Annotated in this window: 15 protein-coding genes and 2 pseudogenes; 12 read left to right on the top strand and 5 right to left on the bottom strand. The window is 70.6% G+C overall.

All coding sequences use genetic code 11. The annotated features are described in order from the left end of the window. Nucleotides 1–85 precede the first annotated feature (85 nt). The 5 genes from ACFY30_RS18740 to ACFY30_RS18720 all read left to right on the top strand — a co-directional run bounded on the left by ACFY30_RS18740 (nt 86) and on the right by ACFY30_RS18720 (nt 7,614). Nucleotides 86–2,023 (top strand): acyl-CoA synthetase, encoded by a 1,938-nt coding sequence (locus ACFY30_RS18740; RefSeq protein ID WP_390846265.1) that lies wholly within the window; start codon nt 86–88, stop codon nt 2,021–2,023. Continuing rightward, on the top strand, nt 2,020–2,373 hold the full coding sequence (locus tag ACFY30_RS18735; RefSeq protein WP_390846264.1) for a DoxX family protein: 354 nt from the start codon (nt 2,020–2,022) through the stop codon (nt 2,371–2,373). Before ACFY30_RS18740 ends, ACFY30_RS18735 begins: the two co-directional genes overlap by 4 nt. Nucleotides 2,374–2,877: 504 nt before the next feature. Next, nucleotides 2,878–4,644, top strand: a complete 1,767-nt coding sequence (locus ACFY30_RS18730) for an FAD-dependent monooxygenase (RefSeq protein WP_390846263.1) — start codon at nt 2,878–2,880, stop codon at nt 4,642–4,644. Between the two features lie 148 nt (nt 4,645–4,792). Continuing rightward, a complete protein-coding gene (locus tag ACFY30_RS18725) occupies nt 4,793–5,944 on the top strand; it encodes a VOC family protein (RefSeq protein ID WP_390846262.1) in 1,152 nt (383 codons plus the stop codon). Beyond that, nucleotides 5,941–7,614, top strand: a complete 1,674-nt coding sequence (locus tag ACFY30_RS18720; protein ID WP_390846261.1) for a bifunctional 3-(3-hydroxy-phenyl)propionate/3-hydroxycinnamic acid hydroxylase — start codon at nt 5,941–5,943, stop codon at nt 7,612–7,614. Before ACFY30_RS18725 ends, ACFY30_RS18720 begins: the two co-directional genes overlap by 4 nt. A gap of 455 nt (nt 7,615–8,069) precedes the next feature. Here the strand turns inward: ACFY30_RS18720 and ACFY30_RS18715 are convergent, their stop codons facing one another. Together ACFY30_RS18715 and ACFY30_RS18710 are read right to left on the bottom strand one after the other, a co-directional pair. After that, a complete protein-coding gene (locus tag ACFY30_RS18715) occupies nt 8,070–9,116 on the bottom strand; it encodes a zinc-binding dehydrogenase (RefSeq protein ID WP_390846260.1) in 1,047 nt (348 codons plus the stop codon). Between the two features lie 143 nt (nt 9,117–9,259). Beyond that, nucleotides 9,260–12,481 carry a cytochrome P450 gene (locus ACFY30_RS18710; protein ID WP_390846259.1) on the bottom strand — a complete coding sequence of 1,074 codons (3,222 nt, stop codon included), beginning with the start codon at nt 12,479–12,481 and terminating at the stop codon, nt 9,260–9,262. Between the two features lie 132 nt (nt 12,482–12,613). Between ACFY30_RS18710 and ACFY30_RS18705 the strand changes: the two genes are divergently transcribed. From ACFY30_RS18705 to ACFY30_RS18690, 4 genes and pseudogenes are all read left to right on the top strand, one after another. Further along, nucleotides 12,614–13,276 carry a TetR/AcrR family transcriptional regulator gene (locus tag ACFY30_RS18705; RefSeq protein ID WP_390846258.1) on the top strand — a complete coding sequence of 221 codons (663 nt, stop codon included), beginning with the start codon at nt 12,614–12,616 and terminating at the stop codon, nt 13,274–13,276. A gap of 17 nt (nt 13,277–13,293) precedes the next feature. Further along, nucleotides 13,294–13,839, top strand: a pseudogene (locus ACFY30_RS18700) (transposase); the annotation flags it as partial. 132 nt (nt 13,840–13,971) lie between these two features. Beyond that, nucleotides 13,972–14,898, top strand: a complete 927-nt coding sequence (locus ACFY30_RS18695; RefSeq protein WP_390846503.1) for a diacylglycerol/lipid kinase family protein — start codon at nt 13,972–13,974, stop codon at nt 14,896–14,898. Between the two features lie 283 nt (nt 14,899–15,181). Next, a complete protein-coding gene (locus tag ACFY30_RS18690) occupies nt 15,182–15,316 on the top strand; it encodes a hypothetical protein (RefSeq protein ID WP_390846257.1) in 135 nt (44 codons plus the stop codon). Nucleotides 15,317–15,720: 404 nt separating this feature from the next. On the opposite strand, the gene ACFY30_RS18685 is transcribed toward ACFY30_RS18690, so the two are convergent. Both ACFY30_RS18685 and ACFY30_RS18680 read right to left on the bottom strand, forming a co-directional pair. Beyond that, nucleotides 15,721–16,839 carry a fatty acid desaturase family protein gene (locus ACFY30_RS18685; RefSeq protein WP_390846256.1) on the bottom strand — a complete coding sequence of 373 codons (1,119 nt, stop codon included), beginning with the start codon at nt 16,837–16,839 and terminating at the stop codon, nt 15,721–15,723. Between the two features lie 7 nt (nt 16,840–16,846). Continuing rightward, nucleotides 16,847–17,902, bottom strand: a complete 1,056-nt coding sequence (locus ACFY30_RS18680) for a ferredoxin reductase (protein WP_390846255.1) — start codon at nt 17,900–17,902, stop codon at nt 16,847–16,849. Nucleotides 17,903–17,989: 87 nt separating this feature from the next. Between ACFY30_RS18680 and ACFY30_RS18675 the strand changes: the two genes are divergently transcribed. The 3 genes and pseudogenes from ACFY30_RS18675 (at nt 17,990) to ACFY30_RS18665 (ending at nt 21,566) form a co-directional block, all read left to right on the top strand. Further along, nucleotides 17,990–19,129 (top strand): PucR family transcriptional regulator, encoded by a 1,140-nt coding sequence (locus ACFY30_RS18675; RefSeq protein WP_390846254.1) that lies wholly within the window; start codon nt 17,990–17,992, stop codon nt 19,127–19,129. 467 nt (nt 19,130–19,596) lie between these two features. Next, nucleotides 19,597–20,248: pseudogene (locus tag ACFY30_RS18670) on the top strand (hypothetical protein); the annotation flags it as partial. Nucleotides 20,249–20,540: 292 nt separating this feature from the next. Then, a complete protein-coding gene (locus tag ACFY30_RS18665; protein ID WP_390846253.1) occupies nt 20,541–21,566 on the top strand; it encodes a phosphotransferase enzyme family protein in 1,026 nt (341 codons plus the stop codon). A 140-nt stretch (nt 21,567–21,706) separates the two neighbouring features. On the opposite strand, the gene ACFY30_RS18660 is transcribed toward ACFY30_RS18665, so the two are convergent. Continuing rightward, nucleotides 21,707–22,483, bottom strand: coding sequence for a class I SAM-dependent methyltransferase (locus tag ACFY30_RS18660; RefSeq protein ID WP_390846252.1), 777 nt, complete (start codon nt 22,481–22,483; stop codon nt 21,707–21,709). Nucleotides 22,484–22,591: the final 108 nt, after the last annotated feature.

The raw sequence follows: 22,591 nt of genomic DNA, 5'->3' as shown, positions 1-22,591 counted from the left end.
ACCCCCGCCCGGGACCAGCCGGCCCGGCATCCCCCGTTCCGGGCCGGCCACTCGACCCCATCCCTCACCCTGCAAAGGCGCACCGGTGACACTCACACCCACCGATCTGCTGTGGCCCGCCCCCGACAGCCTCGCGGACCTGTCCGCGCTGGAGGCCGTTCCGCTGCGTGAGCGCGGCCTGCCCGCCACCACCTACGACACCGTGCTGCGCGCCGCCCGCCTGTGGCCCGACCGCCCGGCCCTGACGGTGCTGCCCGACGCCGCGCGCTTCCTGCGCCCCGCCACCGCCACCTTCGCGCAGCTGCGCGACCATGTGCACCGCACCGCCAACCTGCTGCGCGCGCTCGGCGTCACCCGCCGCGACGCCGTGGGCCTGCTCTCTCCGAACACCGCGGAGCTTCCCGCCGCCCTGCTCGCCGCGCAGGCCGCGGGCATCGCAGCCCCGGTCAACCCGGGCCTGGCGGCCGAGCACGTCGAACAGCTGCTGCGGCGTGGCGGCGCACGGGTGCTCATCGCCGCCGGCCCACAACTGGACGCGCAGGTGTGGGCCACGGCCCGGCAGGTCGCCACGGACCTGCGTCTGGACGCACTGCTGGCCCTGGCCCCCACCCTGACCGACGGCGCCGCCCCCGCTCTGGACCCCATCGAAGGCGTACGCGTCGGCTACCTCACGGAGCTTGCCGCCTCCCAACCCGCCGACCGGCTGGTGGACATCGAGCCCCCGGCCGCCGACGACCTGGCCGCCTACTTCCACACCGGCGGCACCACCGGCACTCCCAAGCTCGCCGCGCACACGCACACCAACGAGGTCGTCGACGCCTGGACGGTGGCCGCGAGCATCCCCCTCGACGAGGACGCGGTGATGTTCGCGGCGCTGCCGCTGTTCCATGTCAACGCGCTGATCGTCACCCTGCTCGGCCCGCTGCTGCGCGGCCGGGGAGTGGTGTGGGCCGGGCCGTTGGGCTACCGCGACCCCGAGCTGTATCCGGTGTTCTGGAAGCTGGTGGAGCACCATCGCATCGCCACCATGTCCGGCGTGCCCACCGTGTACTCCGTCCTCGCCCATGTCCCAGTCGACGCGGACATCTCCAGCATGCGGTTCGCCGCGGTCGGCGCCTCGCCGCTGCCGCCCGCCGTACGGGAGTCCTTCGAGGAGCACACCGGCATCCCGCTGTGCGAGGGCTACGGGCTGACCGAGGCGACCTGCGCCTCAGCCCTCGGGCTGCCCGGTCACACCCGCCCCGGCAGTGTGGGGCGTCGCCTGCCCTACCAGCAGGTCAAGACCGTGCGGATCGACCCGGACACCGGCGAGTGGCACGACCTGCCGCCCGGCGCCACCGGAGTGCTCGCCATCCGGGGCCCGGTCCTCTTCGCCGGCTACGTGGCCGGGCACACCGCCCAGGGACCCCGGCTGGAGACCGCCGGGAAGATCCGCGACGGCTGGCTGGACACGGGCGACCTGGCCCGCATCGACGCCGACGGCTTCATCCATCTCGCCGGCCGTGCCAAGGACCTGATCATCCGGGGCGGTCACAACATCGACCCCGCCGCGATCGAGGACACTCTCCTCGCCCATCCCGAGGTCACCGCCGCCGCGGCGGTCGGCCGTCCCGACCCGCACGCCGGCGAGGTGCCCGTCGCCTACGTCACCCTGGCCCCCGGTGCCGAAGCCGGCCCCGCCGAACTGCTCACCTGGGCCACCGAACGGGTCCCCGAACGGGCCGCCGCCCCGCGCGAGGTGCTGGTGATCGACGCCGTCCCGCTCACCGCCGTCGGCAAGCCCTACAAGCTCGGCCTGCGCCTGGACGCCACCCGCCGCGCGGTCCACGCCGAACTGGCCGCCCAGGGCGCGGGCTGCGACCCGGAACGCATCCTGTGCCGTCCGCACGACGGTGGTGTCCGCGTCACGGTGCCCGTGATCGCCGACGAAGCGGTACGGCGCAGGGTCACCGCAGCCCTGGACCGGTACGTCCTGCACTGGCGGTACGCCCCCAGCCAGCCCCCTGAGAGAGAAACCCCATGAGTACCACTGCCATCGTCCTCGCCGCCCTCCTCGCCGCGATCTTCCTCCTGCTCGGGTCGGCCAAGCTCGCGGCAGTCCCCGCGATGCGCCAGGCCGCGGCCCACGTCGGCATGACCACCACCCATTACCGCCTGCTGGGTGCTCTGGAGGTGGCGGCAGCGGCCGGTCTGCTGCTCGGTCTGTGGATCACCCCGCTCGGCGCCGCCGCATCGCTCGGCCTGATCCTGCTCATGGCTGGAGCCGTCGTCGTCCACGTGCGCAGCGGCGATCCGGCGGCCCGCTGCCTGCCGGCCGTCGTCGTGGGTGCCCTGGCCTGCGCCCATCTCGTCCTGCTGGCCGGGGGCTGGTGACCACACACCCTGTTGTCGGCGTTCGGCGTTCGGTGTGTCGCCGTGACCGTCCAGCCGCCGCCCGGCATCCGGGGAGCATCACGATGAGCCGCATCGACATCCGCCAGCATCTGCCGCCCCGCACCGCCACGTGATGGCCGATCTAGCCCGGCGTCCACACTCACGACCGCCACCGCGGGCCGCCTTCTCTTCGTGCGGCGCCCACCGCATCTGCACCGCCTCGGCCGCCGAGTCCCGGAGCGGCCTCCGCCTCGGCACTGCCTGTTTCCAGCAGCCTCTTCGTGCTGTCCGGACTGCCGAGGTCCGCCCGCCGTGACGACCGGGCGCCCTTCGGAACCGACCAGCCTTTCGCGCCCGTACTCGCCGCCGCTCGCTCAACCGCGAACGGGACCGGCGCCCCGCCTCGATTCAACGACCGGGGAAACGCCCTCGGCACTGTTCCCCGCCGCTCCCTGAGCCGTCCCCACCCCATGGCCCCGAGCCGTGACACCCCATGGAGTATCCATGAACGACATCGACGTGCCCGTCCTCATCGTCGGCGGAGGCGGGGCGGGGCTCACCGCCTCCCTGCTGCTCAGCCGTATGGGCATCGAGTCCCTGCTGGTCACCGCCTGGCCCAGTACCTCCGTCCTGCCCAAGGCCCACGTCCTCAACCAGCGCGCCATGGAGGTCATGCGCGACGCCGACGTGGCCGACACCATCTACGCCGCCTCCACCCCGGCCGAACAGATGTCCCACACCGCCTGGTACGTCGGCCTGGCCGGCGACCACGAGGACTTCGGCCGACGCGTCGCCACGATGGAGGCCTGGGGAGCCGGCGGCCACGCACCCGAGTGGCTCGCGGCCAGCCCCGAGCGGCAGGCCAACCTGCCTCAGATCCGCCTGGAGCCGGTCCTGCGCGCTCGCGCCGAGGAACTCGCGCCCGGCAGGGTCCGCTTCCACCACGAGCTGACCGGACTCACCCAGGACGACGAGGGCGTCACCGCCACCGTCGCCGACCGCGACACAGGTGAGACCTACCGGGTGCGGGCCCGCTACCTGCTGGGCTGCGACGGCGGCCGTACCGTCGGACCCGCACTGGGCATCGTCCAGGAGGGCGTGCGCGACCTCGCCCGCGTGGTCTCCTTCCACCTCTCCGCCGACCTGTCCCGCTGGGCGCTCGACCCGGAGGTGCTGATCCGCTGGCTGTGGCTGCCCGGCCTCGGCATCCCCGGCGTTCTCGTGCCCATGGGCCCCGACCACTGGGGGCCCGAGTCCGAGGAGTGGGTCTTCCACCTCAACTACGGGCCCGATGACGGCCGCGCGCTGGACGACGAGTCCGTCCTGGCCGACCTGCGAACAGGGCTGGGCCTGAGCGAGGAGGACCTGACGGTTCACATGATCTCCCGCTGGACCCTGGAAGGCGTGGTCGCCGACCACTACCGCGTCGGCCGCGTCCTGATCGCCGGCGACGCAGCCCACCGCCACCCGCCCACCGGCGGCCTCGGCCTGACGTCCGCCATGCACGACGTCCAGAACCTCACCTGGAAGCTCGCCGCGGTCCTGAACGGCCATGCCGGCGACGCCCTGCTCGACACCTACGGGGCCGAACGCCGTCCGGCGGACGCCACCAACGTCCAGCGCTCGCTGGAGAACGCCATGAACCACATCGCCGTCAACGCCCTTTTCGGCGGCGGGCCCGAGGCCGGCGAAGAGGAGAACTGGCGGCAGGCCCGCCGCCTGTGGAGCGAGGACCCCGCCGACGCCGACTTCCGCCGCACCTTCCTCGCTGCCGTGGCCGCCCAGTCCATGGAGTTCAACGAACTGGGCGTCGAGTTCGGTTACACGTACGACTCCGCGGCTGTCGTCCCCGACGGCACTCCCGCACCCGAGAACCCCGACCCCGTCCGCATCTACCAGCCCGCCGCCCGCCCCGGACACCCGCTGCCCCACGCCTGGCTGGAGGATCTCGACGGCCGTCGCGTGGCCCTGGCCCGCCTGGTGCGCCCCGGCCGCTTGCTGCTGATCGCCGGAGAGGACGGCCAGGCCTGGTGCGAAGCCGCCGAGAAGATCGCCGCCGAGAGCGGCCTGCCGCTGGACGCCATCCGGATCGGCCACCTCGAGGGCGACTACCGCGACCTGCGCTCCACCTGGACCGCCGCCCGCGGCCACACACCGCAAGGCGCCGTCCTCGTGCGCCCGGACCGCTTCATCGGCTGGCGCGCCCACGGCGCGGCCACCGACCCGGTCGCCGAACTCACCGCCGCACTGGACACCCTGCTCGCACGGTAGGAACCGCTCACACCTGCTGTTCCACCCGGCCTGCCGATCACCGCCGCGGTCGGCGGGCCGGGCCCCAAACCTCACCCTCGCCTCCAGGGCACCGCGGCCCGCCCCTCCAACGCGACAGGTCGTGGAGGCCACAGGAAGGAATCCCCCCGTGAACGACCCGACACCTACCCCCCTCCCTTCTGCCGACGCCCATCAAGGTCTGCACAGCGAGCAGGGCGCCCTGCGCGGAGAGCACCCCGGCCGCGCCGCTCAGCCCGTCATCAAGGTGGTCGACCTGGCCTGGCTGGAGTTCACCAAGCCCGACCTGGACCGAGCAGAGACGTTCGCCCACGACTTCGGCTTCATCACCGCCGCGCGTACCGACGACACCCTCCATCTGCGAGGCGCCATGGCCGGTCCGCACTGCTTGGTGATCCGCCGCGGCTCCGCTTCCCGGTTCGTCGGCCCCGCGTTCCAGGCCGCCGACGCCGCCGACCTCGACCGGCTGGCCCGCGCCACCGGCCACAAGGTCCGCACCCTGACCGAGTACGGCCAAGGCCGCGCCGTGGACCTGCTCGACCCCTCCGGCATCCCGGTCCGCGTCGTGCACGGCGTCACCGAGCACCCCGCGCGACCGCTGCACCAGCCCCTGGTCCTGAACACCGGCACCACCGCCGCAGCCGCCCGCGTCAACGCCACCCAGCGCCCGCCCCGCAAACCCTCCCAGGTACAGCGCCTGGGCCACGTCGTGCTCTCCACCCGGGTCTTCCGGCGCGCCCTGGACTGGTACCTGCAGCACCTCGGCCTGATCGTCAGCGACTTCCTCTACCTGGACGGCCAGCGCGACCGCGGCCCCACCATGGCCTTCATCCGCTGCGACCGCGGCAGCGAACCCGCCGACCACCACACCCTGGCCATGCACCTGGGTCCCGACACGGGATACGTCCACTCCGCCTACCAGGTCGCCGACCTGGACACGCTCGCCGCCGGCGGCGCGTACCTGCGCGAGCGCGGCTACCACCACTCGTGGGGCATCGGCCGGCACATCCAGGGCAGCCAGATCTTCGACTACTGGCGCGACCCCGACCGCTTCATGCTGGAGCACTTCGCCGACGGCGACGTCTTCGACAACACACTCGAACCCGGCTGGGCCGCGATGTCCGCCTCCGGCCTCGCCCAGTGGGGCCCGCCCGCCACCCGGGACTTCCTCGGCACCACCCCCTCTCCGGGGGCGCTCCTCCAGGCGATCTCCGCACTGCGCGAGGACAACGAAATCGACCGCGCCCGTCTGCTGGGCCTGATGAAAGCCCTGAACAAGTGACCGCCACCGCCCCTGAGCACGTACCCGTCGTGGTGATCGGTGCCGGACCCACCGGGCTGACCGCCGCGACCCTCCTCGCCCGCCACGGCGTGCCCGCCCTGGTCCTGGAACGCCACCGCGCCCCGTATCCGCTGCCGCGCGCCGTGCACCTGGACGACGAGGTGCACCGCATCCTCCAGGCCGTGGGCATCCATGAGGCATTCGGCGCGATCACCCGCCCCGCCCGCGGCATGCGGCTGCTGGACGGCTCCCACCGGGTGCTGGCCGAGTTCCGCCGTGACAACCCGTGCGGCCGGTACGGCTTCCCCGAAGCCAACATGTTCGACCAGCCCGCACTTGAGCAACTGATGCGGGACAACCTCACGGAACACCCGCTGGTCACGCTGCGTGGAGGCATGGAGGTCACCGCCCTGACCCCGTCCCCGGACAGCTGCGGCGCTCCGGTGCCGGTTACCGTCCGGGACGTGGACACCGGCGTCACCCGCACGCTTCTGGCCGACGCCGTCCTGGGATGCGACGGCGCGGGCAGCCTGGTCCGCGCCGCCATCGGCTCCCGGATGCAGGACCTCGCCGCTCCCCAGCAGTGGCTGGTCGTCGACATCCGCTGCCGCCTGCCACTGCCCGCCTGGGACGGCGTCCACCAGATCTGCGACCCGCGACGGGCGGCCACCTACATGCGCGTAGGCGAGGACCGCTACCGCTGGGAGTTCCGCCTGCGCACCGGCGAGCGGCCGGAGGAGCTGACCGACCGCGAGCGTCTGCTCGCGCTGATCGCCCCTTGGACGCCGGGCATCCCCGAGGACGAACTGCACGTCCTGCGCACCGCCTCCTACACCTTCCGCGCCCAGGTCGCCGACCGCTGGCGCCAGGGCCGCGTCTTCCTCCTCGGTGACGCCGCCCACCTCACCCCACCCTTCATCGGGCAGGGGATGGGCGCGGGCATGCGTGACGCCCACAACCTCGCCTGGAAGCTCGCCCGCGTCCTCACCGGCCGCGCAGGCGAAACCCTGCTCGACACCTACCAGGCCGAACGCCACCGCCACGCACGGCAGTTGATCCGCACCGCCGTGGCCGTCGGAGCGGTCATGACCGGCGGAGGAACGGCCACGACACTGATCCGCAACGCCGTTCTTCCTGTCCTCTCCCGACTGCCGGGCGCCTCCCGTCTCGTACTGTCCGCCGTCAGCCCACCGCTGAGACCGGCCCCCCTGACCTGCTCCCGCCGCCCGGGCCACCCGCGCCCCGGAACGCTCTGCCCCCAACCGCTTCTCCCCGACGCCGAAGGCACCCCACGCCTGCTGGACGACCGGCTCGGCGAGGGCTTCGCGGTCCTGGCCACCGCACCGCTCAGCCCGGCCCTGCACGCGCTGGTACGAGCGCTGGGCGCCCGCGTCATCCACCTGCACGACGCCCGGCGACAACCGCCCGGCACAGGCGGCGCCGAGCACCGCGCCGAAGCCGATCCGGGCACAAGCGCCCTGGTCCGCTGGATGGGCACCGCGGGTGCCGTCCTGCTCCGCCCCGACCGCGTCGTCCTCGCCACCGCGGCCCGGCCCCGCCGCCCCGACGCCACCTGCGGAGACGACCTCGCGGCCACCTCCGCCGCCTGGGCACCCCTGCTGTGCAGCAGCGGTCGTGCAGCCGAGGGCACCCCCACCGTGGTCACGTAACCACGGTGACGGCGGCCGAGTCCGCATCGCGGAAGAGCCCCCGTCGCCCGAGAGACCGTCTACCTACTGGTCATGGGCGTCTGCGCGGCGCCATGGCGACAGCCACCGCCGCCTCCTGCGCCCCCGCCACGACGGCGCGGGGGCGGATGCCGTCTCCGGAATCATCGGCACGATGGCGGGAACCGTGCTGATCGTCTCGCCGTTCACGTCGCCCCGTGCGCTCGCGCCGGCCGTGGACATCTTGGCCATGGCTCTCGGGATGTTTGAGGTGTTCCACGCTGTCAGGGGGGCTCCGACCGGCTCACGGTGGCTGCCTGCGCCACGGATCAGCCGTGGGACGGGTGCGAGCGGCACGGGAGGCGGGGCCGAATCGCCGTGGGCGCCGGTGCTCCCTCAAGCACCGGCGCCCACTCACCCCTGCCCGAGGTGGCTTCTGGGTGTTTCCTCAGCAGCTGTCAGGGGACGAGGACGAGGCGGATCGGGTCGCCGATCTTGTTCTCCAGCCGGTTGACCGCGTCGGCCGCCTCGGCGAGCGGGATGTGGTCGGTGATGGAGGGGGCCAGGTCGAGACGGCCGGCCGCGGTCAGCCGGACCAGCTCGGTGACGGACTCCGGGAAGCCGCCGTAGTGACCGCGAACCTGCTTGCTCAGGTAGTTGAAGGTCAGGCCCTCGCTGATGGTCAGCGGGTGCGGCGTGATGCCCACCAGGATCAGGGAGCCGCCCAGGCCGAGTACGGAGGCGGCCTGCTCGCGGACGGCGGGCACGCCGGCGCAGTCGAAGGCGAAGTCCAGGCCCCGTCCGCCGGTGGCCGCGCGGACCCGGTCGGCGAAGTCCGGGGCGGCCGGGTCCAGTGCCAGGTCCGCGCCGAAGGCCAGGGCGCGCTCCCGGGCGCTGGGCAGCGGGTCGACGGCGATGATCGGTGCGGCGCCGACCAGGCGGGCGAGGCGCACGTTGTGGGCGCCGACTCCGCCGACGCCCCAGACGCCGACGGACTGGGCGGGGCGGACGCCCGCGGTGGCGACGACGGCGGCGTAGGGGGTGGAGACCGCGTCGGGGATGATCGCGGCCTGGTCGAAGGGGAGGCTGTCGGGGATGGGGATGAGGGTGTCCTCGCGGGCGAGGGTGTACTGGGCCCAGCCTCCGTCGTAGTCGATGCCGGCGGTGAGCATCTGGGTGCAGGGGCGGTGGCGTACGCAGCCGGGGCACCGACCGCAGGTCTTGCCGGCCTCGAGGGTGACGCGGGTGCCGACGGCCAGGCCGCGCCTGAGGCCGGGGCCGAGGGCGTGGATCACGCCGGAGACCTCGTGGCCGACGGTGACCGTGTCGGAGGTGGCGAACAGCGGGACGAGGGAGCCGTCGATCAGGTGGACGTCCGAAAGGCAGACGCCGGCGGCCTTCACTTCGATGAGGACCTCGCCCGGGCCGGGCACGGGGACGGGGACCTCCTCCACGGCGAACTTCTTGCTGTCCAGGTGGAAGCGTCCGGCGAGCATGGTGTCCATGGGGATCTGCTTTCTGTGAGGCTTTCCGCGGGCGGCACGGACCGGTGGTCCGGGCCGGTGGTGCCGGGTGGTTCTGTGCCGGTGGGTGGGACCGGGAGGCCTACGGCCAGGGAGGGGACCGCACGCCTCCCGGCGTCTGGGGATCAGGCGAACACGTCCTGCTGGTAGCGCTCGTCGGCTTCCAACCGGGCGAGCCACCGCTGGGCGGCCTGGTCGTCGCCGCCGGTGTGCGCGCGGTGGACTGCGGCGAGCGCCTCGCGCACGGCGGGCGCCATACGGCGGCCGTCACCGCAGACATAGACGTACGCGCCGTCCTGCAGCGCCTGCCACACCGTGTCGGCGGCGCCCGCGATGGCGTTCTGCACGAACCGGGCCGGGTGGCCGGTCACCGCGGAGAAGGCGGTGTGGACCCGGGCGATGCCGGACAGCTCCCACATCTCCATCTCGTCCCGGTAGAAGTAGTCGTGCTGCGGGTGGCGGCAGCCGACGAAGACCTGGGACAGGCCCACCTCGACGCCGTTCTCGTACTGCCGGGCGCGTTCCTCCAGGAAGCCGCGCAGCGGTGCGATGCCGGTGCCGGGGCCGATGAGGATCAGCGGCGTGGTGGGGTCGGCGGGCGGGGCGAAGGTCGGGGAGGGCACGCGGACGTAGCCGTAGACGACGTCTCCGGGCTCCAGCCGCGCCATGTAGGAGGAGCAGGTGCCGCGGTACTGGCCGTCGCCGGACAGGGCCGGTCCTTCCAGCAGGCCGACGGTCAGGCGCACCTGGCGCGGCCTGGCCAGCGGGGAGGAGGAGACGGAGTAGAAGCGGGGGCGGATCGGGCCCGTCATCTCCAGGAAGACCGCGAGCGGGAGTTCGACGGCGGGGAAGCGCTCCAGGAGGGTGAGCACCGAGACGCGTTTGTCGAGGATCTCCTTCCGGTACCGCTCTCCGGCTTCCTCGGTGTCGGCCGTGTACGCCTCCAGCCGCGGCCTGGTCCAGGGGCATTCGGTGTGCTCGGCCAAAGTCTGTATCTGGGAGCGGGTGGCCAGGTCCTGCAGTTCCAGGAACTCGGTGAGCAGCAGACCGGCGGTGACGGGTGTGCCCACCGGCAGGTGAGTCCGGCCGCCTGCGGGCTGCTCCAGCCGGAGCACCTGGTCACGGTCGACGCCGAGTCGGGCGAGGGCGCGGTCGACCAGCGCGGGCTCGTTCTTGGCGAAGACGGCGAGGTGGTTGCCGGTGTCGTAGGTGACACCCTCGGGCAGCTCGATGACGAGGGACTTCGCGCAGGGGCGCGGCGGCTCGATGCCGAAGTCCCACAACCCGGTCGCGTCGGACACGAGTTCCTCGTTGGCCACCACCGTCAGCGGGTAAGCCTGCTCGGAGACGATCGCAGGCCGTACGTCCGCCTCGGTCAGCAGCTGCACTTCATAGCGCGGGCCGCCGGCCTCGGAGGTGTCGGCGGCGTATTCCCCGGCCAGGGTGGCCCACAGGCCGTCCATCCAGCGACTGGCCATGCCGTTGAAATCACCGGCGGCGTCCGCGATGCCGCGCTCGACGAGCGGCGTGGCACCGGCGGCCAGCAGTGCGGCCTCGATCCGCTTGGGGAACGCCTGGTAGGTCGCAACCCACTGGGTGTTGCCGGCCCCGAGCAGCGCGAACCGTACCCTGGACAGCGAGCCCTCGGGCAGTCCGGCGGCGACCAGGTCGTCGAAGCGCTGGGCGTTGTCGGGCGCCTTGCCGTTGTAGCTGGCGGCGACGACGACCAGCAGCCCGTCGGCGGGGAGGTTGTCACCCAGTTCGTCCAGGCTCGTCAGCGTGGTGCCGAACCCTGAGCGCTCGCCGCGGTCGGCGATCGTGCGTGCCAGGTCCTCGCAGGAGCCGAGGCTGGAGCCGTACGCGACGGTGAGGTTCACACCGACGCCGCTGACCGCGGCCCGCCGCTGCTCGTCGTCGCTGCGGATGTCGGCGGCACCGAACACGGTCCGCTCGTGGTCCTGGCGGGTGCGTACGACGAGTTCGAAGTCGCCGGGCTTGCGGGTCAGCGCTTCCCGGACGTCCATCGTGTAGTCGTTCGGATCGGAGAACTTGAACTTCTGCAACACCAGGGCCAGGGCCAGGCGGGCCTCGGTGAGCGCGAACTGGCGGCCGATGCAGGCACGTACGCCGTTGCCGAACGGCTTGTAGGCGTGCGGGTGCTGCTGCACGCGGTTCTCCGGCAGCCACCGGTCGATGTCGAACTCCTGCGGCCGCTCCCAGGCACCGGGGTGGCCGTGCAGCGGACCCATCAGGATGTTGGCCCGCGTCCCCTTCTTCAGTTCGTAGCGGCCGCCGATGACGGTGTCCTCCAGCGGCGCCTTGGCGATCAACGGGATGGGAGCCCACAGGCGCAGGGTCTCCTCAAGGACGCGCGGGATGACGTCCAGCTTCATGATCGTGTCGTAGTCCGGCACGGTGTCGCCGGGCAGCAGGCGGTCCACCTCGGCGTACGCCTGGGCCAGCACGTGCGGGTTGCGCATCAGCGAGTAGGTGGCGAAGGAGAGCAGGCCGCTGGTGGTCTCGTGGCCGGCGATCAGGAACGTCAGCACCTGGTCGCGGACGTTGTCGTCGGCCAGCAGCCTGCCGGTCTCCGGGTCGGTGGCCTCCAGCATCAGCCCCAGAAGGTCTTCCTCACCGCCGCCCTCACCCCGGCGGCGCTCCTTGATCACGTGCTCGACCAGTTCCTGCATCTGCTGGATGTTCTCGCGGTACCTCTTGTCGTCTGCCTTGCGGAACCTGGTCATCATCGGCAGCTCCTGCGAGCGCCGCAGCGACTCCACCAGCGCCCCCAGCAGCGCGTTGAGGAAGGGGTGAAGCTTCTCTTCGTCGAAGGACCGGAACCGGTAGCCGAACCCCGACAGGGCGATCGTGTCCAGGGTGAGCCGGGTGTAGTCGTCGGTGATGTTGACCGGCTGCCCCTCCCTGCGCTCCCACTTGCCCGCCAGGTTCTGGGCGATCTCCAGCATCTGCCCGAAGTAGTTCCTCATGGCGCGCTGGCTGAAGGCCGGCATGAGGACGCGGTGCGCCATGCCCCATTCCTCTTCGTGCTGGTGGGCCGTGAACAGGCCCGCCCCCGCGAAGTCCCGGACGTGCTGCAGCGGCGTCTTCTCGATCTGCTTGAAGAACCGTGTTTCGTCGCAGACCTCGGCCACCAGGTCCGGGTCGTAGACGAAGACCTGCTCGATGCCGGCGATGTCCATGCCGTAGATGCCTTCCGGGAACTGCTTGGACAGCTCGCCGAAGTACGCGACGGGGTTGGTGTCGGGGATCTGTGGCGTGTGGCCGAGGAGGGGGATCCCGCGCGGGGACCGGATGGGACGCAGATCAGTCACGGGTTGCGTGGCCATGGCTTGCTCCTTTGTGCGGAGAAGGAAGGAGGAGGGGCAAGGGGCTGTGCATGCCTGGGAAGCCGCTGACGGGCAACGGATCCTCGTTTCCATACGGCGTATGGAACTGCTTTCAGTGGTACCATACGGCGTATGGAAACTCAAAAGAAGGCTCCCCGGGGGACGAGGAAGAGGGACGTACCGCTCACCGAGGACGGCATCTGCGCCAAGGCGCTGGAACTCATCGACGCCGACGGGGTCGAGGCGCTGACCATGCGCAGACTCGCCGCAGAGCTGGACGCCAACCCGATGTCGCTGTACCACCACGTGCCGAACAAGGACGCCGTGCTGCGCGGCGTGACCGAGCGCGTGGGCTCGCAGTTCCGCACGCCGGAGCGGCAGGACGCCTCCTGGCAGGAGCGGCTACGTCAACTGGCGCTGGACTTCCGCGCCTTGGCGCATCGTCACCCCAAGCTGATGGGGTACTCCTTCGGACGCGCCGACTTCATCCAGCCGGACGACCCGTTCTGGCGTGGACTCACCGACACACTGGCCGCCGCTGAACTGCCTGCCTTGGAAGTCCCACGCGTCGCCGCCACCCTGCGCGCCGTGTTCACCGGTCTCTTGGTCGGCGAACTGACCGGAGCGCTGCAGCGGTGGAGCACCTTCCCGCCTGCGACGGCCGGCCCCGACGCCGGCGAGGCACCCGCGCCCTCGAGTGACGTGATCGACGCGATGTTCACCTGCGCGCTGGACGCCGCGATCGCCGGCGTGGAAAACCACCCCGCGCGAACCCGCGGGGAAGGGGAAGAGTGACAGGCGGCACGACCGGCATCAGGCCCCGTCGTCGAAACGGGGCTCGACCCTTCGACGCGGCAGACCTCGACGACGTGGGCGTCTTCCCCGGCCTGGACGTCGGCAAGAGCACCCTCACCGCCACGGGCTCACACAGGCCGGGGGAGAAGGCCTTCGACCAGCAGCTGCCCGACAGCGAGCCGAAACTGCGGGCCCTCTCGGACGAGCCCGCCGCGAGGTTCGGCACCGTGCTGTGATCGCGGACCAACCCGCCTCGATCGGAGCCCTCCCGCTGCCCGTCGCCCGGCACGCCCGCTACAAGGTCGCCTGCCTGCCCGGAGTCGCGATGCGGCGGATCGCGATCTCCCACCCGGGCGAGGCGAAGACCGACGCGAAGACGCCGCAGTGATCGCGGACGCCGCCCGCACCCTGCCGCACACCCTGTGCTCGCTGGAACTGACCGACGAGATCACCGCCGAGCCGACCGTGACGGTCGGCTTCGACCAGGACCCCGCGACCGAGTCTGCACCTCCGACCGGACACGCGGCCTGCTCACCCAGCTCCACGCCGGCATGGTCGCTGTCGGTCGCGCGGACGGACGGAGGGGTATGCCAGCCTGGTCCAACGGGCCCGATCGGTCGGTCAGCGACCGACGGGCGCGACGGAAGCGGGGTGCGGTGATGGCTGGAGCTGAGGCACGTACCCGGGTGGTGGTCATGGCCAATCCACGCTCGGGCGGCGGCAAGACTGCTCGTTTCGACCTGGCCAACCGTGCCGCGAGCATGGGCGCACAGGTCTGGCCGACCAGTACGGAGCAGGATGCGGCATCACTCGCCCGGCACGCGGTCCAGGAGGGGGCTGAGATACTGGGGGCGGCCGGCGGCGACGGAACGGTGTCGGCCGTGGCCGCGGTGGCCTCCGCCACGGATCGGCCGTTGCTGGTGGTCCCGGCGGGCACGCGCAACCACTTCGCCCGGGATCTGGGCCTCGACATCAGCAACCCGGTCTCCTCGCTGAGCGCCTTGAACGATGGCGTGCTCACCCGTGTGGATCTCGGCGTGGTGGGCCCGCGCGTCTTCCTCAACAACGTCTCATTCGGCTTCTACGCCGACGCCCTGCTGGAGCCCGGGTACCGGGAGGACAAGGCGCGAACCCTCGCTTCGCTCGCCCCCGACTACCTCAAAGGAGCGCATGGGGTCGAGGCCGACGTGGACACCCCGCGGGGAACCGTCCGATCCCCGCAAGTGGTGCTGGTCTCCAACAATCCGTACCACATCGCCACCCCGCGCTACCTGGGGCGCCGCTTCACGCTCACCTCCGGAGTGCTCGGCGGCATCGTGCTCAAGCGCCCGACGGACACGCCGGCAGACCTCCGCCGAAACATCCGCAGCCGGCTGCTACAGCAGCAGCCGGGCACAGGCCCGGAAGACGACGCAGCCATCACCTGGACGGCGGACTGCATCCTTCTGCACGGCCAGGCTCGGCAACTGCACGCAGGGATCGACGGTGAGTCCGCAACACTGCCTCTTCCCATCACCTGCGAGGCCCGGCCAGGTGGGCTGCAAGTGCTGCTGCCAAGAGACCGACCAGGGATCCCACCGGAACCGGTGCCCGGGTTCCCGAGAGCACCGCGTCATCACTGACGACAATCGCCGTCGGCACCGACGTCACGATCCTGACGATGGCCGCGCGTACTTGCCGCTTCAAGGAAACGACTGCCAACCCAGGCCATCGAGTGGCGCAGGTCGCACAACGTACCACTCGCCCTTCAGGACTCCCGCCGACGCCCTGACCTGGCACGATGCCGACCACCCCGGCGATCGGACACCCGTAGGGCGCCGCTGCCTCGACGGTCACACCGAGACACGGTGGGCCGCTGATGCGCCTGGCCGGTGGCCGGTCGCGACGCACGGGAGGGCGGGGCTGATGGCGGGCAAGCGCAAGACGAACGAGGCGGGATCGTCGACCGGGCTGCGCGCCGATGTGCTGTGCGTGCTCGGGATGCTCAAGGCCGCCACGGCGGATCAGATCCAGCGGCTGTCCGCACCGCACCTGACGTAGCGGCACACCACGACGAGGAGATGGGCGGCATGCCCAAGAGCGCGGGCCGCTCGGGGGCTTCGCACGCGATGACGGTCAGCGAGACGGTCATCGCGATGACAGCGGTACCTGCGCCACGTCGACGTCCGTGCGCACCCGATGCGGCCGGGCCGGATGCCGCCACCGCCCGGCACCGTCCCGGGCGACGTCGACAGCGACGTCCATCACGATGTCGGGTTGCACGAGGTGCACATCGAGGGTCCGGTGCGATCCCCACTCGGCACTGAACGTCCAGCCCTCCCACGGGTGCGTGCCCCCTGGCGGGGCCGGCGGGTCGGCCGGGGAGCGGCTGGGCGCCTGGGACAGCGTGGTGCTGCGGCGGGTGTATTGCAGGTGGCCCGCTGCGTCGTCGCGGCCTACCGGGATCAGGCCGCGACAAGCTCCTGCTCGGGGGCCGGCGTTTCGACCTTGGGCTTCTTGTTCGGCAGCGAGAGCCGGAAGACCTTGTGCCACGCGGAGAACACCTGCTTGGGCAGCGGCCCGGTGACGTACTCCAGCTCGTACTTGTCGAACAGCGCGCGCACCTTCACCGCGACCTCGGCGTACCGGTTGCTCGGCAGGTCCGGGAACAGGTGGTGCTCGATCTGGTGCGACAGGTTGCCGGTCATGAAGTGCATGGCCTTGCTGCCGCTGATGTTCGCCGAGCCCATCATCTGGCGCAGGTACCACTGGCCGCGGGTTTCGCCCTTGATCGACCGGCGCTCGAAGACCTGTACGCCCTCGGGGAAGTGCCCGCACATGATCACCGAGTGGGACCAGATGTTGCGGACCAGGTTCGCGGTGAACGTGGCGGCGAGTGTGCTGAAAAACGACGGGCCCGACAGGAGCGGGTGGATCACGTAGTCCTTGAGCACCTGCTTGCGGATCTTGCGGCCCACGGCCCTGGCCCGCGCGCGGAACTCCGGGTTCTTGCGGCGGCGCTTGTGCAGGTTCTTGCCGAGCTCCAGGTCGTAGGCTGCGATGCCGTACTCGAAGAAGCAGGCGTTGATGAAGTTCCACAGCGGCTGGCCGAGGTGGAACGGGTGCCACCTCTGGTCCTCGTCGACGCGCATGATGCCGTAACCGAGGTCGTTGTCCTTGCCGATCACGTTGGTGTACTTGTGGTGCAGCTCGTTGTGCGAGTGCTTCCACTGGTCGGACGGCGAGACGTGATCCCATTCCCAGGTGGTGGAGTGGATCTTCGGGTCCCGCATCCAGTCCCACTGGCCGTGCAGGATGTTGTGACCGATCTCCATGTTGTCCATGATCTTGGCCACGGACAGCCCGGCGGTGCCGATCAGCCACGCCGGCGGGAAGAACGAGAACAGCAGCACGCCCCTGCTGACCAGCTCGAGCTTGCGCTGCGCCGAGATGACCTTGCGGATGTAGGCGGCGTCTTTCTCGCCGCGGCTGGCGATCACCTCGTCGCGGATCGCGTCCAGCTCGCGGCCGAGCTCCTCGATCTGCTCCGCGGTCAGGTGGGCGGTGGGGTCGATGGCGGTCAAGCTGTTCCTACCGTTCGATGTCGCAGGGGCCCGCGGCAGCGGACACACAGGTCTGGATGAGGACGCCCGGTTCGGCCTCGGTGATCTCGCCGGTGCGCAGGTCGCGGACGGCGCCCGCCTTGAGCGGCGTGACGCAGCCGAAGCAGATGCCCATCCGGCACCCGGAGGGCATGAGCACGCCGGCCTCTTCGCCGACGTCCAGCAACGGCGTTGCGCCGTCCGCGTCGACGGTCTTGCCGGTGGCGCTGAACGTGACCTCGCCGCCGTCGCCGGCGACGACGACGCTGGGGCGGAAGCGTTCGGTGTGCAGGCGCTCTTGGACGCCGTGCTCGGTCCAGTGCTCTTCGGCGGCGTCGAGCAGGCCCGCGGGCCCGCAGGCCCAGGTCTCGCGCTCGGCCCAGTCGGGCACGAGTTCGTCGAGACGGGTGATGTCGAGCATGCCGTCTGTGTCGGTGTGCACCTCGGTGAGCTGCAGCTTCTTGTCCGCGACCAGGTCGTGCAGCTCGTTGCGGAAGATCACGTCGTGCGGCTGTGGCGCGCAGTGGACCATGACGACGTCGTCGAATTCGGTGTCGCGCAGCATGCCCATGACGGGCGTGATGCCGCTGCCGGCCGTCAGGTAGAGCACCTTGGCGGGCTTGGCCTGCGGCAGCACGAAGTCACCGGTCGCCTGGTCGAGCTGGATCAGCGTGCCCGGTTTCGCCCTGCGGACCAGGTGGTTGCTGACCTTGCCGTCCGGGATCGCCTTCACGGTGATCGTGACGCGGCCGTCTCGGCGGTTTGTCGGCGAGGTGATGGAGTAGGCACGCCACAGGCGTACCCCGTCGACGTCGACCCCGATCCGTACGTACTGACCGGCTGTGTGCCCGCGCCAGCCCCGTCCCGGCCTGATCACGACAGTCGCGGCGTCACCCGTCTCGGGGTGGACGGCCTCGATGCGCCCCCGCAGGTCGGCGCCCGCACGCAGCGGGCTGACCAGGTCGAGGTAGTCCGACGGCAGCAGCGGTGTCGTGACCATTTCCAGCAGTTTCCACGCCCTGCTGTGCAGGGCTGTACTCGTCATTACTCCAGCTTGCTGCGCCTCAGGGCGTAAAGTCCTGACCGCAGGACGTAAATTTGGTCGACTGAATTGTTCGCAGGGAACAAAAACGTGAGCCATGCAATCCAGAGGGCCAGCGAACTGGCCCTCGACGAGACGACGGTCACCGCACTTCGGGCCACGCTGAGGAGCACCGCCGACGAGGTCGTCCAGGCGATCATCGACGAGGTTCCTCCCTACGCCAACGCCCTGTCGGGCCACATGGGCGCCACCATCCGCCGAGCCGTCCGCACCGCCCTGGGGCACTACCTGGACCTCGCCAGCGGGAACGCCACGGGCGGCGACGCCAGTGACGCGGCCTACGAGCTGGGCCGCGGCGAAGTACGCGACGGCCGTTCGATGGACGCCTTGCTCAGCGCCTACCGTGTCGGCGCCCGCGTGGCCTGGCGATGCCTGGCAGCGGGTGCCGTCCCCGCAGGTCTGCCCGCCGCCGAGGTCGCCAAGTTCGCCGAGCTGACCTTCGCCTACATCGACGAGCTCTCCGCCGCGAGCGCCGCGGGCCACGCCGACGAACTGGCCGCCCGGGGCCGGGACCACGAGCGCCACCTGGAACACCTGGCCCGCGACCTCCTCGCCGGCGCGAGCCCGGACGTGCTGCTTGTCTCTGCTCAACGGGCCGGGTGGCAGCCTCCGGTTTCGCTGACCGCGGTCCTGCTCCCCGCCGCCCAGGCCCGGCCTGCCTACCGTGCGCTCGACCCGAGCGCCCTCGTCCTCGACGATCTGCCGGACGCCACCGGTGTGCTGCTCGTCCCCGATGCCGACCGGTCACATCTCCTGCGGCAGCTGACCGACCGCACCGCCGTGGTCGGCCCGGCCCGGCCATGGACTCGTGCGTCCGCCTCGTACGCACGAGCCGTACGCGCGCGCTCCCTCTCCTCTGACATTCGCGACACCGAGGACCACCTGCCCGAGCTGGTGCTGAGCGCCGACGTGGACGCGTTCGCAGACCTGCGGGCCCGAGCCCTCGCGCCATTGCGGACCCTGCCCGTCGCGACCGCGCGGCGGATGGAGGAGACGTTGCGGGCGTGGCTGCTGCACCAGGGCAGGCGGGACGAGGTGGCGGCGGCGTTGTTCGTCCATCCCCAGACCGTCCGGTACCGGATGTCGCAGCTGCGGGAGCTGTTTCCGGATCTCGCATCGCCGCACCGGGTCCTTGAACTGACTCTGGCGGTCGGTCTTCGGGTCAGCTGAGGCGTACTTCGACCGGCTAGGACCGCGTCCGCGAGCGGTCCACGAATCGTGCCTCGTTCTCGGTTCGGCACCGGCCGCTCTTGGCCGCCGCCCAGCACTCGCCGGTGTGCACGGCGTCGACGTTCATGCGGTTGAGCCCGCGCTGGATCAGCCATTCAGGAGGAGGCGACCCATCCCTCACCCCGTCGCCGTTCCGCCTCGCGCCGTTCTTCCATCGCGATCCAGCCGTCGATCTGAGCGAGAGCCGCCGTCGCCTGCTGGACCATTCACGCGCCTGGCGAAGCGAAGCAGCTGGAGCCACGACGATTCATCGTTCATGTGTTTGATTGCAGCCGAGGGCGTGAGCGTCCCCGAAGCCATGCTGAACATGGTGGTGCTTCCTTCCGTGCGTATGGTCACCGCCGGGTTGTCGCCACGCCCCGCACCGTCGTCACCGGATACGCCGAGGCTCTCGCGGACGGTGTCGTCCACGGCGCAAGCGGCCTGAGCAGGCACCGGCGCGGGTGCACGAGCTGCTCGCCCACCTTCAGACACCCGCGTTCGTCGAAGGGCGCGCGTTCGACGTCCTGGCCTCCAACCCCATGGCCGTCGCGTTCTCCCCCCGGCTGCGGCCCGGCCAGAACCGGCTGCGCTCTCTCCTGCTCGATCCCGAGGAACAGGCCTTCCACCAGGACTGGACACAAGCCACCGCGGATGTCGTCGCCGCTCTTCGCACCAGCATCGGCGACGACACCGACAACCCCCGGTTCGTCGAGCTCGCCGGAGAACTCGCACTGGCCAGCCCGCAGTTCCGCACCCTGTGGGCCCGCCACGACGTCCGCGGTCTCGACGGAGGCACGACCACGGTCCACCACCCCGTCGTCGGTGAACCACGCCTCCACCGGGACAAACTCCCCGACCACGGTCCACCACCCCGTCGTCGGTGAACTACGCCTCCACTGGGACAAACTCCCCATCGATGACGTCATCCTCGTCGTCTACTACCCCGACAAGGACAGCGACAGCGACGAGAAACTGCGGCTCCTCGCCGCACTCGCACCCGCCGAGTCCGCCGGCACCGCGCACGACAGGCCGGGCCCGGAGCGGGCCATGCGTGGCGGCGGTTCCACGCTGGGTTGACGTCCCCTGTCGGCGCCGGGGCACCCGTGACGCTCGTCAACCGCCCGCTCCCGGCTGGCGGCGAAGAATGTTTGGCTGGATTGCGCCGATGAGTCTGCAACGTGTCTCAAAGGGCGCTCTTCGCGGGGATATTGCACCCGAGTCGAAAAATCCGTCGCGTACTTGCCTGCCCGCTGGGCCTGTTGAACCAGAACCGCGTGAGTACACTGGGCCTTCGGGAATCCACTCCGCGTTGGTTCCGTTCGGCGCGTGCCATTTTCACAGGTGCAAGGCGGCAAAGGAGTTCTGTTACATGCCCAGTTCATCGCCCGGTTCTGAATGGGTGCCAGCGGCGAAACGACTGGAACAGATACTTCCTGGGATATGCGAACGCTTCGGCCTGCCGAGTGAGGGCGCGACGGTGCGCCCGGTCGCCCGAGGGGCGATGGGTCGTCTGTGGCGGCTGGACACCGGGATCGGAGAGGCTTATGCGGTCAAGGAACTGCTCTGGGGGAAAGCCGAGCACGACGTCCTTGCGGAAATCTCCTTCCGGAACTCGGTCCATGGCGTCGGAATAGCTGCTCCTGAATGCATTCCCGGTGTCGACGGGGAATACATGACAGGCCTGGAGAGCGAGTCCGGTGAGATCTGGGTGCGGTTGTTCTCCTGGATCGAAGGCGGACCTGTTTCGGCATCGGATCCGGACACCGCCGACTGGCTCGGTCAGGCGCTCGGGCGCATGCACGGACTGCGGATACCGCCGATGCCCAGTCCGTACCTCTCCTGGTACCGGTCCGCACCTGACCCGCAGATCTGGGAGGGGATCGTGGACAAGGCCCGGCGCGCCGATGCTCCGTGGTGCGCCGAACTGCGGGAGCGGCTCGGGCTCGTCCTCGAGCTGACCGCACAGGTGGTGGAACCGGACAGCACCGGCCTCATCACCTGCCATCTGGATCTCAAACCGGACAATGTGCTGCGGCGCCCCGATGGCACCCATGTTCTGCTCGACTGGGATGACGTCGGCCCCTCCACGGCCGACCGTGAACTCGCCTCGGCGCTGGTTCGCTGGCATGTGCACGAGGGCAGGGTCGACGGGGACGGCGTGGCCCGTACGGTCGACGCGTACCGCCAGGTGCACGGCCCGGCAGGGATGAGGCCGACGTCGTTCGCCATGCAGCTCGCGATGAGCCTCAACCACCTGCGGGGACTGGCCGATGCGATGCTCGGCCCCCTGCCGTCCGGCGGGGACGGCTACATGCACACCGAGTTCCTGGCCACCCTCCGTTCGCTGCCCACGCAAGCCGTGCTCGATCGAGTACTCGAGGCGGCGAGCGCCTGAAGGCCCCCGAGCAGTGTGGTGGAGACGTCAGACATCTCGATCAACTGCTCCGGGGCCTGGCCCGTCCCGGGCGTCACGCCGTCAGAGGCGCGTGCTGTCCCTCCGCAGGCGCGAGACGATGAGCCGCGGGCGCATCGGGATCAGCGCAGCGCCGCCTCGACGAACACACTGTCCATCCCGGCCGGCAGACCCGTCGTCTGGACACGGACGACGGAGAACCCCGCCAGCTCCAACAGCATGGTGATCTCCTGGGCGCGCCTGGGGTACATGCGCAGGGTCCTGTACCAGACGGACTCGACTTCTCCGGAACCCGAGAGGAGTTCGTAGCGGAACGAACAGGTGAGGACACCGTCGTCCGGACGGTAACGACTCTGCTCACCGACCCGAAGATACTGGTCGTCCGTCAGCTCGTAGATTCCGTGAGTCCGCGTCAGGTCACCGTCCGGACCCGCCAGCTTGCCCAGGTAGGCGACGTTGAACCGTGAGACGTCGAGCATCAGCACGCCGTTCTTCTCGGACAGCACCCGCCGGGCGTTGCGGAAGAGTTCCAGGACCAGGTCGTTGGTCAGCAAGTGGGATATGCAGTCGTTGGGGGCGATGATCGCATCGACCGCGGTGGTGTCCGGCAGGGCGGGCAAGGTCATCTCCACCAGATCCGCCTGCGGCTGAAGACCCTCGGATTCCAGGTGCTGCCGGCAGCGCTGCAGCATGGCAGCCGAGCGGTCCACGCCGATGACCCGGAATCCCTTGCGCACAAGGGGACGCAGCACGTCACCGGTTCCGCAGCCCAGTTCCATCACGGTCGCCGGCAGCGATACCGGCGCGAGCGCCGCCGTGTAGAGCTCTTCGACGCGCGGGGAAAGGCCCACCTTCCTGTCGTAGAGATCCGGGTCGTAGAAGTCGTGCAGCGATGTCATTTTCCGCCTCTTTCTGGGGATTGAGAGGTGCGATGGCACTCGCACGCCGGGCGGTTCTCACCCGGCGATCGGACCTGCTGAATCCTCGCCTTGTCGTCCGAAACGTGA

The organism is Streptomyces sp. NPDC000345 (assembly GCF_042898825.1).
Taxonomy (GTDB): domain Bacteria; phylum Actinomycetota; class Actinomycetes; order Streptomycetales; family Streptomycetaceae; genus Streptomyces.
The sequence above is the reverse complement of the archived record's forward strand: the minus strand, read 5'-3'. Positions and strand labels throughout refer to the sequence as shown.

Bases quoted from the DNA above. Each gene is read 5' to 3' on its own strand.
- ACFY30_RS18735 (WP_390846264.1), top strand. From the start codon at position 2,020: ATGAGTACCACTGCCATCGTCCTCGCCGCCCTCCTCGCCGCGATCTTC.
- ACFY30_RS18730 (WP_390846263.1), top strand. From the start codon at position 2,878: ATGAACGACATCGACGTGCCCGTCCTCATCGTCGGCGGAGGCGGGGCG.
- ACFY30_RS18715 (WP_390846260.1), bottom strand. From the start codon at position 9,116: ATGGACACCATGCTCGCCGGACGCTTCCACCTGGACAGCAAGAAGTTC.
- ACFY30_RS18710 (WP_390846259.1), bottom strand. From the start codon at position 12,481: ATGGCCACGCAACCCGTGACTGATCTGCGTCCCATCCGGTCCCCGCGC.
- ACFY30_RS18705 (WP_390846258.1), top strand. From the start codon at position 12,614: ATGGAAACTCAAAAGAAGGCTCCCCGGGGGACGAGGAAGAGGGACGTA.
- ACFY30_RS18695 (WP_390846503.1), top strand. From the start codon at position 13,972: ATGGCCAATCCACGCTCGGGCGGCGGCAAGACTGCTCGTTTCGACCTG.
- ACFY30_RS18690 (WP_390846257.1), top strand. From the start codon at position 15,182: ATGGCGGGCAAGCGCAAGACGAACGAGGCGGGATCGTCGACCGGGCTG.
- ACFY30_RS18680 (WP_390846255.1), bottom strand. From the start codon at position 17,902: ATGACGAGTACAGCCCTGCACAGCAGGGCGTGGAAACTGCTGGAAATG.
- ACFY30_RS18665 (WP_390846253.1), top strand. From the start codon at position 20,541: ATGCCCAGTTCATCGCCCGGTTCTGAATGGGTGCCAGCGGCGAAACGA.
- ACFY30_RS18660 (WP_390846252.1), bottom strand. From the start codon at position 22,483: ATGACATCGCTGCACGACTTCTACGACCCGGATCTCTACGACAGGAAG.